Source organism: Streptomyces griseofuscus (assembly GCF_014673495.1).
GTDB classification, from domain to species: Bacteria; Actinomycetota; Actinomycetes; order Streptomycetales; family Streptomycetaceae; genus Streptomyces; species Streptomyces murinus.
Window position 1 is genome coordinate 1,009,922 of the sequence record NZ_CP051006.1, and the last position, 13,733, is coordinate 1,023,654.

10 protein-coding genes are annotated in these 13,733 nt (G+C 73.4%); 3 read left to right on the forward strand and 7 right to left on the reverse strand.

All coding sequences use genetic code 11. The annotated features are described in order from the left end of the window. Nucleotides 1-8: 8 nt before the first annotated feature. Nucleotides 9-2,072: a DUF6777 domain-containing protein gene (locus tag HEP81_RS41230; protein WP_243279287.1), complete on the reverse strand. Its 2,064-nt coding sequence runs from the start codon at nt 2,070-2,072 to the stop codon at nt 9-11. A gap of 101 nt (nt 2,073-2,173) precedes the next feature. Here HEP81_RS41230 and HEP81_RS04470 point away from each other — a divergent pair, with 101 nt between their 5' ends. Further along, nucleotides 2,174-3,595 carry a lipase maturation factor family protein gene (locus HEP81_RS04470; RefSeq protein WP_037656921.1) on the forward strand — a complete coding sequence of 474 codons (1,422 nt, stop codon included), beginning with the start codon at nt 2,174-2,176 and terminating at the stop codon, nt 3,593-3,595. Between the two features lie 109 nt (nt 3,596-3,704). Here HEP81_RS04470 and HEP81_RS04475 read toward each other — a convergent pair whose 3' ends face one another. Continuing rightward, on the reverse strand, nt 3,705-6,719 hold the full coding sequence (locus HEP81_RS04475; protein ID WP_037656920.1) for an alpha-mannosidase: 3,015 nt from the start codon (nt 6,717-6,719) through the stop codon (nt 3,705-3,707). A gap of 179 nt (nt 6,720-6,898) precedes the next feature. On the opposite strand from HEP81_RS04475, the gene HEP81_RS04480 reads away from it, so the two are divergent. Beyond that, nucleotides 6,899-8,245: an amidase gene (locus tag HEP81_RS04480; protein WP_037656918.1), complete on the forward strand. Its 1,347-nt coding sequence runs from the start codon at nt 6,899-6,901 to the stop codon at nt 8,243-8,245. 22 nt (nt 8,246-8,267) lie between these two features. Here HEP81_RS04480 and HEP81_RS04485 read toward each other — a convergent pair whose 3' ends face one another. The 3 genes from HEP81_RS04485 to HEP81_RS04495 form a co-directional block, all read right to left on the reverse strand. Then, nucleotides 8,268-8,921, reverse strand: a complete 654-nt coding sequence (locus tag HEP81_RS04485; protein ID WP_037656916.1) for a hypothetical protein — start codon at nt 8,919-8,921, stop codon at nt 8,268-8,270. Nucleotides 8,922-9,001: 80 nt separating this feature from the next. Then, nucleotides 9,002-9,487: a GNAT family N-acetyltransferase gene (locus HEP81_RS04490; RefSeq protein ID WP_037656914.1), complete on the reverse strand. Its 486-nt coding sequence runs from the start codon at nt 9,485-9,487 to the stop codon at nt 9,002-9,004. Nucleotides 9,488-9,540: 53 nt separating this feature from the next. Beyond that, a complete protein-coding gene (locus tag HEP81_RS04495; RefSeq protein WP_106979947.1) occupies nt 9,541-9,714 on the reverse strand; it encodes a hypothetical protein in 174 nt (57 codons plus the stop codon). Between the two features lie 462 nt (nt 9,715-10,176). Between HEP81_RS04495 and HEP81_RS04500 the strand changes: the two genes are divergently transcribed. After that, nucleotides 10,177-10,572, forward strand: a complete 396-nt coding sequence (locus HEP81_RS04500) for a hypothetical protein (protein WP_037656912.1) — start codon at nt 10,177-10,179, stop codon at nt 10,570-10,572. 39 nt (nt 10,573-10,611) lie between these two features. On the opposite strand, the gene HEP81_RS04505 is transcribed toward HEP81_RS04500, so the two are convergent. After that, entirely contained in the window at nt 10,612-12,156 is a 1,545-nt protein-coding gene (locus HEP81_RS04505; RefSeq protein ID WP_037656911.1) for an SDR family NAD(P)-dependent oxidoreductase, read from the reverse strand. Between the two features lie 171 nt (nt 12,157-12,327). Continuing rightward, nucleotides 12,328-13,659: a wax ester/triacylglycerol synthase family O-acyltransferase gene (locus tag HEP81_RS04510; RefSeq protein WP_037656908.1), complete on the reverse strand. Its 1,332-nt coding sequence runs from the start codon at nt 13,657-13,659 to the stop codon at nt 12,328-12,330. Between the last annotated feature and the right edge of the window lie 74 nt (nt 13,660-13,733).

Sequence of the window (13,733 nt, forward strand, 5' to 3'; positions counted from 1 at the left end):
GCCCGCGGTCAGCCGCCGAGCGCGTCGGTGCCACTGGGGTCGGGCATGGCGGGGGTGTCCGTGACGTTGGGCGGGCCGATCTCGTCGGAATCCTGGGGCATGAGCGAATCGCCGAAGGGGGCCGAATTGTAGAGGGAGGTGTCGGGGGGATAGGCGAGGGGGTCGAGGAGGGAGGGGGCGGTGGAGGGCGTGGGCTTGGGCTTGGGAGCAGCCGGTGACTTCGAGGGCGCCGAGGAGGCCGACGGGAGGGCCGAGGCGAGGAGTACGGCACGCGCCTCGGCGGAGGTGACGGGCGCGGGCGTGCCCCGGCCGGGGGCGGCGGACGTACCCCGGGCGTCAGCCGTCGGGGTGCCCTGGCCGGTCACGGCGGGGGCACTGGACGCGTCGGCCGCGCGGGTGCCGTGGCCGGTCACGGCGGGAGTGGCGGACGCATCGGCCGACCGAGTCGAATCGCCGGTCGCGGCCGGCGCACCGGACGGATCGGCCGCGCGAGTGCCGTGGCCGGTCACGGCGGGGGCACCGGACGCGTCGGCCGCGCGGGTGCCGTGGCCGGTCACGGCGGGAGTGGCGGACGCATCGGCCGACCGAGTCGAATCGCCGGTCGCGGCCGGCGCACCGGACGGATCGGCCGTCCGAGTGCCGTGGCCGGCCGTATCCGAAGGGGCGGACGCGTCAGGTGTCCGGGCCTCATCGCCGGTCGCAGCCGGAGCGCGAGACCGATCGGCCGTCCCCGTACCCGTCCCCGTTCCCGTCCCGTCCCCGGTCGTACCCGAAGTGCCGCGCGCGTCCGGCGCCGGGGTCACCCGCTCGTCCGCCGCGTGCGTGCCGTGTCCATCGGCGGAGGCGGCGCTGTGCGAACCGGTGTCCGACCTGCCCTCGGCGGTGTCCGTCGTCCTCTCGCCGGAGTTCGCCCCCGTGCCCGTCGTCCCCTTCGTGCTATCGCTCCCGGTGTCCGGCCGCCCCTTGGCGCTCTGCGTCCGCGTGTCGGACCTGCCCTCGCTCCGCCCGGGTGCCCCCCGATTCACGGCACGCGTACTCCGCTCCCGTTCCCCCGCGCCGATCCCGTCCGCCCTCGTACGACGATCGTCCGCACGCTCGCCACGGCCGTCACCGTGCCCCGGTGTCACCCGCCCGGTGTCGATCACCGCTCCCCCGATCTCGCCCGTCGCCGTGTTCGGCCTGCTCTCCCGGGGACTCGGCCGGCCGGTGTCAGGCCGGGACGGGTGGGGGAAGCCGGTGAGTCCCGGATCCGGGGGCGCGGTGTCGGCGACGGCCGGCGGGGCCACGAGGTGGTCGTTGCGGACGTCGGGGCCGAGCCGGCGCTCTATCCACGTGTTGGTCCCCGCGTCCAGGAGCGTGAGGCTGCCGACGGTCTGGGGCGCCGGGGTCACCACGATGACCTGGTTCGGCCGGTAGCCCGACCAGGCGGTGCCGCGCGCGCCGACCCCGCCCCGGGCCTCCTCGGGCGGTCGCAACGGGTTCCCGCATGCGCAGCGCACCCGGGGCACGCCCCGGTTGTCGACCAGCACGGCGGTACCCGCCTGGAGCACGGCCTGGTACCCGGCGGTCTGCCCGTCGCGGTAACCGTGGTTGGTGACACGGGTGTCGGCGCGCAACAGGACCGGGGTCAGGGCGCGCAGATAGCCGGGCAGATCCGCAGGGGAGACACCGGCCACATGGGCGAACGCGTCCCTCCGGGCGGGGTCCGCGGTCAGCCCGCCGATCTGCCGCTCGACATCGCAGCCGGAGACGCGGACACTGCCGCTGTAGAGCCCCGGGGTGCCGCCGGACAGGGCACGGGCCGCCGCCAGCGGGGCGACGGCGAGACCGGCGGGCGGCGCGCTGACGTCGGCGGTGCGACCGGTGCCGGTCGGCCGGGGCGTGCCGGTGCGGGCGGGGCCGGTCGCCATGGAGGCGGTGAAGGGGTTGGGCCCCTGCTCGGCGGCGGGCTGGAGGAAGACCTCCTCGCCCAGCTGGGCCTCCTTGACGGAGGCGCCCGCACACCCGGTGAGGAGCAGCCCCACCGACAGCAGCACGCAGGCCATGAGCATGGATCCGGTGGGTATGCGCACCGTGCACTCCGCATCACTGTGGGTGAATTATCTCTATTATTTGCTTTGCTCCCGTTTCACTGGCAACTCGGGGGGATCGGCACGAGGGAGACGAGGCGGTCGTGGACTGGTTCACCGCACCCGACTACTGGCTGAGCCGGCTCGTCCTCCAGCGGGCACTGGCCGCGGTGTACCTCGTGGCGTTCCTGGCGGCCGCCCTCCAGTTCCGGGCGCTGCTGGGCGAGCGCGGCATGCTGCCGATCCCGCACTACGTGGCGCGGATCCGGTTCCGGCGGGCGCCGAGCCTGTTCCACCTGCACTACTCCGACCGGTTCTTCGCGGCCGTGGCATGGCTCGGGTGCGCGGTGTCGGTGGCGCTGCTCGCCGGGGCGGACGCGCTGCTGCCGCTGTGGGCGGCGATCGTGCTGTGGCTGCTGCCGTGGGCGCTGTATCTCTCGATCGTGAACGTGGGCCAGACCTGGTACGCGTTCGGCTGGGAGTCACTGCTGCTGGAGACCGGTTTCCTGGCCGCGTTCCTCGGCAACGACAAGGTGGCGCCGCCGGCGCTGGTGCTCTTCCTGCTGCGCTGGATCCTGTTCCGGGTGGAGTTCGGCGCCGGGCTGATCAAGCTGCGCGGCGACGCGTGCTGGCGCGAGCTGACCTGCCTCTACTACCACCATGAGACCCAGCCGATGCCGGGCCCGCTGAGCTGGTTCTTCCACCATCTGCCGAAGCCGCTGCACCGGGTGGAGGTCGCCGCGAACCATTTCACCCAACTCGTGGTGCCGTTCCTGCTGTTCACGCCCCAGCCGATCGCCTCGGCCGCCGCCGCGCTGATGATCGTGACCCAGTTGTGGCTGGTGCTCTCCGGCAACTTCTCCTGGCTGAACTGGATCACCGTCGTGCTGGCGGTCTCCGCGCTGCGGCTCCCGGCGACGCCGCCGTCCCTGCCGTCCGCGCCCCTCTGGTACGAGATCGTGGTCCTGGCCCTCGCCGCGCTGCTGCTGTTCCTCAGCTATCACCCGGTGGTGAACATGGTCTCCCGGCGCCAGGTGATGAACCGCTCCTTCGACCCGCTCCATCTGGTCAACACCTACGGCGCGTTCGGCAGCGTCAGCCGGGTGCGCTACGAGGTGGTCGTGGAGGGCACCTTGGACGAGGTGGCCCGGGAGGACTCGGACTGGCGGGAGTACGAGTTCAAGGGCAAGCCGGGCCGACTGCGCCACTGGCCGCGTCAGTTCGCGCCGTACCATCTGCGCCTGGACTGGCTGATGTGGTTCGCCGCACTGTCGCCCGCGTACGCCGGGGAGTGGTTCGGCGGTCTGATGGAACGCCTCCTGGAGAACGACCGCGACACGCTACGGCTGCTGCGCCGCTCCCCCTTCCCGCCGGACACCCCGCCGCGCTACGTCCGCGCCCGCCTCTTCCGCTACCGCTACACCTCCTGGCGGGAGTTGCGGGAGACGGGGGCGTGCTGGGACCGGACGTACGTGCGCGAGTACCTGCCGCCGACCCGGCTGGCGGGCGCGGCCGAGCGGCCGTAGCCCCGCCCTGGCCGCGTCCGCGTCCGTGTCCGTGTCCGACCAGCGCCACCCGGCGACGGTCAGCAGCCCGCCCAACAGCGCGCCCGACCGGCGCCGCCGGAGGGGTGGTTCAGAGCCTGCGCAGTCGCAGCGTCATCAGCTCGAACGGGCGCAGTCGTACGGTGATCCGCGCGCCCTCGCAGGCCGGTCGGGGCGCCTGGGCGAGCGGGCGTTCCAGCAGGTCGGTCGTCGTGAGACCGGTGAACTCGAAGCCGGCCGTGAGGGTGGGCCGGGACCGGCCGCCGTGGGCCTCGTGGAAGCGGATCACCACATCGCCGCTGCCGTCGTCGGCGAGCTTGACCGCCGTGATGACGACCGCGTCGTCGTCCACGGTGACCAGCGGGGCCACGTCCTGGGCGCCGGTCATGCGGCGTTCGGGCAGATTGACCCGCCAGCCCTCGCGGACCGCGTCGGCGATCGTGGCGCCGGGGACGAGGGCGTGCCGGAAGCGGTGGGTGCCCTGGTCGGTGTCGGGGTCGGGGAAGCGCGGGGCACGCAGCAGGGAGACCCGGACCGTGGTGGTCGTACCCCGGTCGCCGTCGGTCCGTACGGTGCGGGTGACATCGTGCCCGTACGTCGCGTCGTTGACGAGGGCCACGCCCCAGCCGGGTTCCTCCAGGTGGACGAAGCGGTGGTTGCACGCCTCGAACTTGGCGGCCTCCCATGAGGTGTTGGTGTGGGTGGGGCGGAAGACATGCCCGAACTGGGTCTCCGACGCGTACCGTTCGGCGTGCAGGTCGAGCGGGAAGGCCAGCTTCAGGATCTTCTCCGTCTCGTGCCAGTCGACCTCCGTGTCGACGACCAGCCGCCGCTGCCCCGGGGGCAGCGAGTACACCTGGGTGGCACGGGAGTCGCCGAAGGAGCGGACGATCCGTACCGAGGCCCCGTCCGCGCCGACGCCGATCTCGTCGGTGTCCGTGAGGTCGGTGACGGTGTTGCGGTAGAAGGAGTCGACGTCCCAGGCGTCCCACATGTTCGGGAAGTCCTGGTGGAGTTGGAGGAGTCCGGCCGCCGCGCCGGGGGCGACGGCCTCGCGGTCGGCGGTGAGGTCGCGGGCGGAGACGACGAGGCCCCGGGCGTCGATCTCGATGTGCAGCAGCCCGTTGTCGAGCACGTAGCCGCCCGCCGCACGGGGCTCCGGCACCGTACCCGCCCCCGCCCTTGAGGACGGCCGGGCGCCCGCCGCCGGTACCCCGTCGTGCTCGTACGGCGCCGAGTTGAAGACCAGCTCCCGGTCCCCCTCCCCCGCCAGTGCCCGCTGCGCCCCGGCGATGATCGCCTCCAGTTCTCCCGCGACCCTCGCGTAGGTCGCCCGCGCCTCCCGGTGCACCCAGGCGATGGAGGAGCCGGGCAGGATGTCGTGGAACTGATGCAGCAGGACGGTCTTCCAGATGCGGTCCAACTCCGCGTACGGGTAGGGGTGTCCGGTGCGCACGGCGGCGGTCGCGGCCCACAACTCGGCCTCCCTGAGCAGGTGTTCGCTACGCCGGTTGCCCCGCTTTGTCTTGGCCTGGCTGGTGAGGGTGGCGCGGTGCAGTTCCAGGTACAACTCCCCCACCCACACGGGGGCGTCGGGGTATTCGGCCGCCGCCTTCTCGAAGAAGGCACCCGGTGTCTCCCAGACGACGGTGGGCGAGCCCTCCAGATCGCGCAGCCGGGCCGCCCTGCCGGCCATCTCCCGGGTGGTGCCGCCGCCCCCGTCGCCGTAGCCGGTGGGCGCGAGGGAGTGCCGGGCGCGGCCCTTCTCCCGGAAGTTGCGTGCGGCGTGGGCGAGTTCGGAGCCGTGCAGGGCGCAGTTGTAGGTGTCGACGGGCGGAAAGTGGGTGAGGATCCGGGTGCCGTCGATGCCCTCCCACTGGAAGGTGTGGTGCGGGAAGCTGTTCGTCCTGGACCAGGAGATCTTCTGGGTCAGCAGCCACTTGGCGCCCGCCGCCCGGATGATCTGCGGCAGACCGGCCGCGAAGCCGAAGGTGTCGGGCAGCCACACCTCCTCGTTCTCCAGGCCGAACTCGTCCAGGAAGAACCGCTTGCCGTGCACGAACTGCCGGGCCATCGCCTCCGAACCGGGCATGTTGGTGTCCGCCTCCACCCACATCCCGCCGGCCGGCACGAACCGCCCCTTCGCCACCGCCTCGCGCACCCGCGCCCACACCTCGGGCCGGTGCTCCTTCACCCAGGCCCACTGCTGCGCCTGGGACATGGCGAACACGAACTCCGGCCGGTCCTCGATCAGGGCGGTCATGTTGGCCGCCGTCCGGGCCACCTTGCGGACCGTCTCGCGCAGCGGCCACAGCCACGCCGAGTCGATGTGCGCGTGCCCGACGGCGCTGATCCGGTGGGCGGAGGGCACGGCGGGCGCGGACAGGACACCGGCGAGTTGTTCGCGGGCGCGGGCCGCGGTGCCGTTCACGTCCTGGAGGTCGACGGCGTCCAGGGAGCGTTCGACGGCGCGCAGGATGTCGTACCGGCGCGCGGAGTCGACCGGCAGCTCGGCCATCAGTTCGCCGAGCACCTCCAGATCGAGGACCAGCTGCCACACGGTCTCGTCGAAGACGGCGAGGTCCATGCGGCCGAGCGTGTACTGCGGAGCGCTCCCGGCGGTCTCCTTCTCGCCGAGGGGGGTGGGTCCGGGCCCGAAGACCAGCGGATTGGCGGCGGCCTCGATGTGCAGGCACACCCGCTCGCCGCCCGCGGCGGGGGCCCCGATCCGCACCCACTGGTTGCGCGGGTTCAGGCCCTTCACCGGGGTGCCGTCGGGCCGGTGGACCAGGCCCTCGCACTGGAATCCGGGCAGGTCCTGCTCGAAGCCCAGGTCGAGCAGGGCCTCGACGGTCCGGCCCGCCCACGCCTCGGGCACGGTGCCGGTCACCCGGAACCAGCTGGTGCCCCAGGGGGCGCCCCACCGGGCGCCCACCTCGATCGGCCGGTGCTCGGCCGCGAGCCCCTCGGCGACCGGCACGGGCTCGCCGGGCGCGTGCCACACCGCGACCTGGAGCGGCACGGACTCGGGGTACACGGCCGGTCGGATGCGCTCGCTCAGGACACGGCGCAGGCGGTCCTCCACCAGAGTGCGGTCGTCATGCATACGGGATGCTCCCTGCCGGGTTCCGGTTGTTCACGGGTCGGGCTCGCCGCGGACTCACTGAGGAACGCATTCCCCTCCGACGGCCTCCGGACCCTCGACGTACCGTGCTCGACGGGGCACAGTTCTCCCTGCGCCCCTGTGCGTACCGGCGAGTAGCCGACGAGTGACCGAGGAGTGCCGTGGGGAACTGGGCCGGGCGGAGCGCCGCCGACATAGCCGCCGCCGTGCGGGAGAAGCGGGTGACGCCACGGGAGGTGGTGGCGGAGCACCTGGCGCGGATCGAGCGGTACGACGGGCGGATCGAGGCGTTCCGCACCGTACGGGCGCACGCGGCGCTCGCCGAGGCGGACGAGGTGGGCGCACGCGCCGATCTGACCGAACTGCCCCTCGCGGGCGTGCCGGTGGCGGTGAAGGACAACCTGGCGGTGCGCGGCGAGGCCCATCGCGACGGCTCCGCCGCGACCCCGGACACCCGGGCGGCCGAGGACCATGTCACGGTGGCGCGGCTGCGGGCGGCGGGTGCGGTGGTCGTGGGACTGACGAACGTGCCCGAGCTGTGTGTCTTCGGTACGACCGAGGGGCCGTACGGCGCCTCGCGCAACCCCTGGGACACCACGCGCACGGCGGGCGGCTCCTCCGGGGGCAGTGCCGCCGCGGTGGCCGCGGGGTTCGTGCCGGTCGCGCTCGGCAACGACGGCATGGGCTCCCTGCGCATCCCGGCGGCCAACTGCGGACTCGTGACCCTGAAGCCGGGGTCCGGAGTGGTGCCGGCGGGGATCGGCAACGGCGACTGGTTCGGCATGTCGGAGAACGGCCCGCTGGCCACCACGGTCGCGGATCTGCGGCTGATGCTGGGCGTCCTGGCCGGTCAGGACTTCCCCGCCGCCGAGGAGCCCGCGCGGCGCACGATCGCCGTGGCCCTGCGCAATCCGCTCCCCGTGGCGGGCGTCGGCCGCCCGTACGCGAGCGCGGTCCGGCAGGCCGCCGGGGCGCTGGCGCGGGCGGGCCACCGGGTGCGGCACGCGGAGCCGCCGTACCCCCTGACGATGGGGGTGAGCGCGCTCAAGCACTGGACGGCGGGGACGGCGGTGGACGCCGAGGGCCTGGATCCGGCGCGGCTGGCCCGGCGCACCCGGGTGCACGCGGCGATCGGTCGGCGCTTCGTCGGCTCGGTCCGCACCGGCACCGAACGCGAGCGCCTGCGCGCCCGGCTGACCCCCTTCCTCACCGAGCACGATGTGCTGCTCACCCCGGCCCTGGCCCGCCGCTCCCCCGCCGCCGGGCCCTGGCACGAACGCGGCTGGCTGCGCAATGTCCTCGCCAACTCGGCCTACTCGCCGTTCACCCCGCCCTGGAACCTGACCGGCTGGCCCGCGATGTCCGTCCCCGTCGGCTCCCTGCCCTCGGGCGCCCCCGCCGCCGTCCAACTGGTGGGCCGCCCCGGCACGGAGGCCGTCCTGCTGGACCTGGCGGAGGAACTGGAGCGCTCGCTCCCCTGGGGGCGTACGGCACCGCTGGGCGACTGAGACGGGCGACCGCCCTCACCCATCAGCCCTGCTCCCCGATGAGCTGCCGGGCCTGCTCGACCCACCCCGACACCGTCGCGGCGCCACAGCTCTCGGCGACCTTCCGGGCCTCGTCGAGGTGCCCGGACGCGGTCGCCGGGTCCCCGGTCTCGGCGGCGAGGTAGCCGAGCGCCACCAGCCCGGCCGCCTCGCCCGCCGCGAAGCCGATCTCCCGGCGCAGCGCCACCGATTCGGTCAGCCGCTCCCGGGCCCGCTCGAAGCGCCCGGCGTCCTTGTCCGCGAAGCCGAGATGCCGCACGGCGTACGACATCGTCCTGCGGTCGCCGGCATCCCGCGCCAGCGCGTACGACCGCTCGAAGTACGGCACCCCGGCCGGGCCGTCCCCCTTCACCACCTGGTGGCAGCAGCCGATCCAGAACAGCGCGTCCGCCTCCCCCGGACCGTCCCCGAGGCGCCGGTACAGCTCGGCGGCGCGTTCGAACAGCGCCAGTTCCTCGGGCCGTTCCACTCGGTCGCCCAGGAAGCGGATGTGCAGCACCTTGCCCCGGGCGAGCGCGAGCGGCGCCTCGACCGCGTCCAGTACGTCGTCCGACCGCTCCAGCGCGCCCGTGTCCCCCCGGAACATCGCCGCCTCGAACAACTCCCCCGCCTGCCCGATCCAGTCAGGCTCCCGCATGTCCCGCCCCTCCCCGTCGATGTGAACAGCGCCGAGGCTATCCGCCCGCGCCGGGCGGGGTCCGGGGATTTCCGCGGGGGTCAGACGAGCGATCTGTGCATGACGTGCAGACCGACCAGGCCGTGGCGGGGGTGTTCGAACGCCTCGGGGATCGTGGCCAGGACCGTGAAGCCGAGCGAGGTCCACAGGCGTACGGCGGGATTGGTCTCGACGACGGCGTTGAAGACCATCGCGCGGTAACCGTGGCGGACGGCCTCGGTGAGGACGTGTTCGGCGAGGGCGCGGCCGAAACCCCGGCCGGTGTGGGCGGGATCGACCATGAAGCCGGCGTTGGCGACATGGGCTGCGGGGCGGCCGTAGTTCGCCGTGAGGTAGGCGGAGCCGGTCACGGTGCCCGTGGGGTCCTCGGCGACGTACCCGTGCTTGCCCGGGCCCGTCCACAGGGCGCGGGCGGCGGGCTCGTCGGTGTCGGGGTCCCAGGTGTACGTCTCGGCGGCGGCGACGATCCGGTGCCAGAAGGGCCAGATCAGTGGCCAGTCCTCGGGTACGGCTGCTCTGATCGGCATGGGCGTGATTCTCGCATCACGCCCATGCGCGGCGGCGATCTCGGGCGAGAGGGTCAGTCCACGCTCGGCAGGATATGGGGTTCGGCGAGGTCCTCCTCGTAGCCCGCGAGGCGGATGGGGGCGGACCGGGCCCACACGTCGAGGCTGCCGAGTTCTCCGGGCCGGCGGCCCGGACGCTCCGGGTACTCTTCGGGGCTTTGCTCGCGTTTCGTCTTCTCCGGTGTCACCGCGCACTCCTTATGTGTCGGGTCACCCTCGGGGCGTACCGGACAGTCTGCGCTCCGGCGTTCGCCGCCCGCTCAGGTCTGGGTGGAAGGCCAGTTCGGGCGCGGTGGCGCCGGTACTTCGGGCGGAGCGGGCCGGTGATCTGCGGCATGCTCCCGGACGGACGAAATGGGTGTGGGTGGGACCCCTTTTCGCTGTCCGTCCACTCCAGATTAACCAAATGAGCGGACTGCCGCTCGATAGGGAGTGCAAACAAGGGGTAACTATCGCGTTTCGAACGGCAACCCAACACCGTCCAATATGCAGCTATTCATAACAAAGCGCATCGCGGACACGACGGTCCGTATCACCCGTTCGGCCTACGTGACGGGGTTCGCGACGCAGTTCAGGTGCCGTTGGCCGGGCCGCAAGCTCACCATGGTCTGCTGGCGCCCGACACGGCCCTCTCGCGGAAGGACGGACGCATGGAACTGCGCAGCGTCGAGGAGCTGATGGACCTGCTGCACGCCGGGCGGCCCCAGCACGCGCTGCGGACCGCCGCGCTGCTGCGCCGCGGCCGCCCCGCCGACAAGGAGCTCCAAGTGGCGGGGCTGGTCCAGGGCATCGGGCCGCTGCTTGCCCCGGGCGACGAGGCGGACTCGGGGCGCCGTGCGGCCGCGGCGGTACGGCCGCTGCTCGGGGAGCGGGTGTGCCGGCTGGTGCGCGGGGACGCGGGCGTCGCCGACGACGACGTCCTGCGGCTGCGGCTGGCCCGCGAGGAGGGCCGTACGGCGGGCTTCGACGCCGGGGTGCTGGAGGACTGGCGCACGGTCCTGGAACTGGTCGCCGCCCGGCACTGCCGGCTCGACGCGGTCGACTGACCCCCGGGGCGGACCCCGGAGATCAGTGCCGGGCGCTTCCTACCACTTGCCGGGCGCGTAGTCCTTGAGGAAGACGCCGTACACGTCGTCGCCGTCCTCGCCGCGCACGATCGGGTCGTAGACGCGGGCCGCGCCGTCGACCAGGTCCAGGGGCGCGTGGAAACCGGCCTCGGCGAGCCGCAGCTTGTCGTAGTGCGGGCGCTCGTCGGTGATCCAGCCGGTGTCGACGGAGGTCATGAGGATGCCGTCGGTGTCGAACATCTCCTGGGCGCTGGTCCGCGTCACCATGTTCATGGCCGCCTTCGCCGCGTTGGTGTTCGGGTGCCCGGCGCCCTTGTAGCCGCGGCTGAACACCCCTTCCATCGCCGAGACGTTGACGACGTACGACCGTCCGCGCGCCGCCTTGCGGGCCGCGTCGGCCATCGCCGGGCGCAGCATGCTGATCAGGATGAACGGCGCCGTGTAGTTGCACAGCTGGGTCTCCAGCAGCTCCACCGGGGAGATCTGCTCGATGGACTGCACCCAGGTGTTGGAGTCCACGACGTCCGGGACCAGGCCGCCCGCGTCGATCGCGGTCCCGTCCAGGTGCCGGGCGACGCTGGCGTTGCCCGCGACCAGCGCGAGGTCGGCGACCTGCTGCGCGTCCAGGCCAGCGGTCCGCGCCTCCAGGGCACCGGTGCCGAGAGGCAGCGCGGCGATGCCGTCGACGGCGCCCGAGTTGAAGGCGCCGATCACCTGGTGGGCGGGGAGTTCACCGGCGGGCAACGGGGCGCTCTCGCCCTCGACCAGCGCGGCGTACGCCGAGGGCAGCCGGCGCACGGTCTGCGTCGCGTTGTTGATCAGGATGTCGAGCGGGCCGGCCTCGGTGACCCGCTCGGCCAGGGACACGGCCTGCGCCGGGTCGCGCAGGTCGATGCCGACGACCTCCAGGCGGTGCAGCCAGTCCGCCGAGTCCTCCATCGCCTTGAAGCGGCGGATGGCGTCCTTGGGGAACCGGGTGGTGATCGTGGTGTGCGCGCCGTCGCGCAGCAGCCGCAGCGCGATGTACATGCCGATCTTGGCGCGGCCACCGGTGAGCAGGGCGCGCTTGCCGCTGAGGTCGGCGCGGGCGTCCCGCTTGGCGCGGTTCAGACCGGCGCACTGGGGACAGAGCTGGTGGTAGAAGTAGTCGACCTCGACGTAGCGGGTCTTGCAGGTGTAGCAGGAGCGCGGGCGCTGGAGTATGCCCGCGATGCGGCCCTCCTCGACCTTGGAGGAGGGCAGGATGCCCTCGGTCTCGTCGTCGATGCGCTCGGCGGAGCCGGTGGCCGTCGCCTCGGTGACCGCGCGGTCGTGCGCGGTCTTGGCGGCCCGGCGCTCCTGGCGGCGGCGCTGCTTGACCGTCCGGTAGATGGACGAGGTGGCCCGGCGCACCAGGATCGCGTCGGGGTGGTCGACGTCGATCGTGTCGAGCTCCTCCAGCACGCTGAGGCAGACGGCCAGGCGCTCGGGGTCGATCCCCGGGCCGTGGACGACCTCTTCCGCGGCCATGGAGTCCATGCCCATGGGGTCCGTGGCCATGGAGCCGTCTTCTGTCACCGTCATCGCGCTGCCGTTTCCCTGATCCCGCGCAGCGCTCCGACTCACGCCCGCTATCGAACGCGAAATTCTAACGGAGCGCGGGCGGCGGAAGCGAAACCCGATCGGAGCAGGGGCGGAACCGGTGGGGAGCCGGGGCGGGCGGGGACCGGTGCGGCTCCGGCCGGGCCCCGCCCCTCAGCAGTCGCAGGCCGCCAGCAGCGTCGCCACCTCCGTCGACACCGCGTGCGCGAACCGGTCCAGGTCCGGTACCGCCGCCGCGTCCGCGACCAGGCCGTAGTGCACCCGCCCGCGGTACGTCGAGATCGCGACGGCGAGCGACTGGCCGGGCGCGAGCGGGGCCAGCGGGTAGACCTCGGTCAGCTGGTGGCCGCCGAGCCGCAGGCCCACGCCGGGCAGCGGCACGCTCGTGACCAGGATGTCGAACCACAGCCGTGCCGCCTGGCCGACGAGCGGGCCGCCGAGCCGGTGGCCGAGCGCCGGCACATGGTCGGCGAGCAGCGCGACCGCGCCGGCGCCCCGGTCGGGGCCCGCGTCCTTGTTGCGGACCATCGCGGTGCGCACGGCGGCGAGCCGGCCGAGCGGGTCGGGCTCGTCCACGGGGAGCCGTATCAGATAGCCGGAGAGCCGGTTGCCGGGTGGCTGGGCGGTGCGCGGGCGGCGCCGGGAGACGGGGATCAGGGCGCGCGGCGCCACCCCGGTGCTGCCGTCGCCGCGTTCGTCGAGCCAGCGGCGCAGCGCACCGGCGACGACCGCGATGAGGACGTCGTTGACGGTGCCCCCTGCCGTCTTGCGCACCCGGTGCACATCGTCGATGTCCAGGACGACACCGGCGGTGCGGCGGGTACCGCTGGGCGGGGAGGCGAGCGCGGTGCTGGGGCGCATGCGCAGGGTGGACAGGGCGAGGGAGGCACCGATGTCCAGGGCCCGCCCCGCATCGGAGAGGGCGCCCCTGACCAGGCCGGGGAGCATGCCGGGCAGCTCGCGTACATGCGGCAGCGCGCGGCGCGGCGGTTCGGCGGGGCGGGCCGGCCGCTCGGGCATGTCCATCGGATCGAGGACGCCCGCGGCGAGCTTGAGCGCGCGCAGCCCGTCGGCGAGGGCGTGGTGGAACTTGAAGAGCACGGCGAAGGAGACCCCGTCCTCGCCGGGCAGGACATGCGCCTCCCAGGGCGGCCGGCCGCGCTCCAGCGGACGCTCCATCAGTCGTCCGGCGGCCGCGTGGAAGTCGCCGGTCGGCGCGTGCAGCCGTACATGGTTCAGCGGATCGAAGTCCGGGTCCGCCTCGCGGGTGGCACTGCCGAAGGCGAGCGGCCCCCAGACGTCGCGGATGCGCAGGCGGAGCCCGGGGACGGCGGCGGCGCGGGCGGCGAGCAGGTCGGCGGCGTGGGCGCCCGCGGTGGGCGAGTGCGCGCCGAAGACACCGAGTGCGCCCAGGTGCATCGGGTGCCGGTCGGACTCGATGTTCCAGAAGGCAAGGTCGAGGGGAGCGAGCAGATCGGAGGTCACGGGCTTGCCTCGCGCGTCGACGGAAGGGAACTTCAGTCAATCCCCGACAGTCGATTACGGTCAAGTGTGATCGA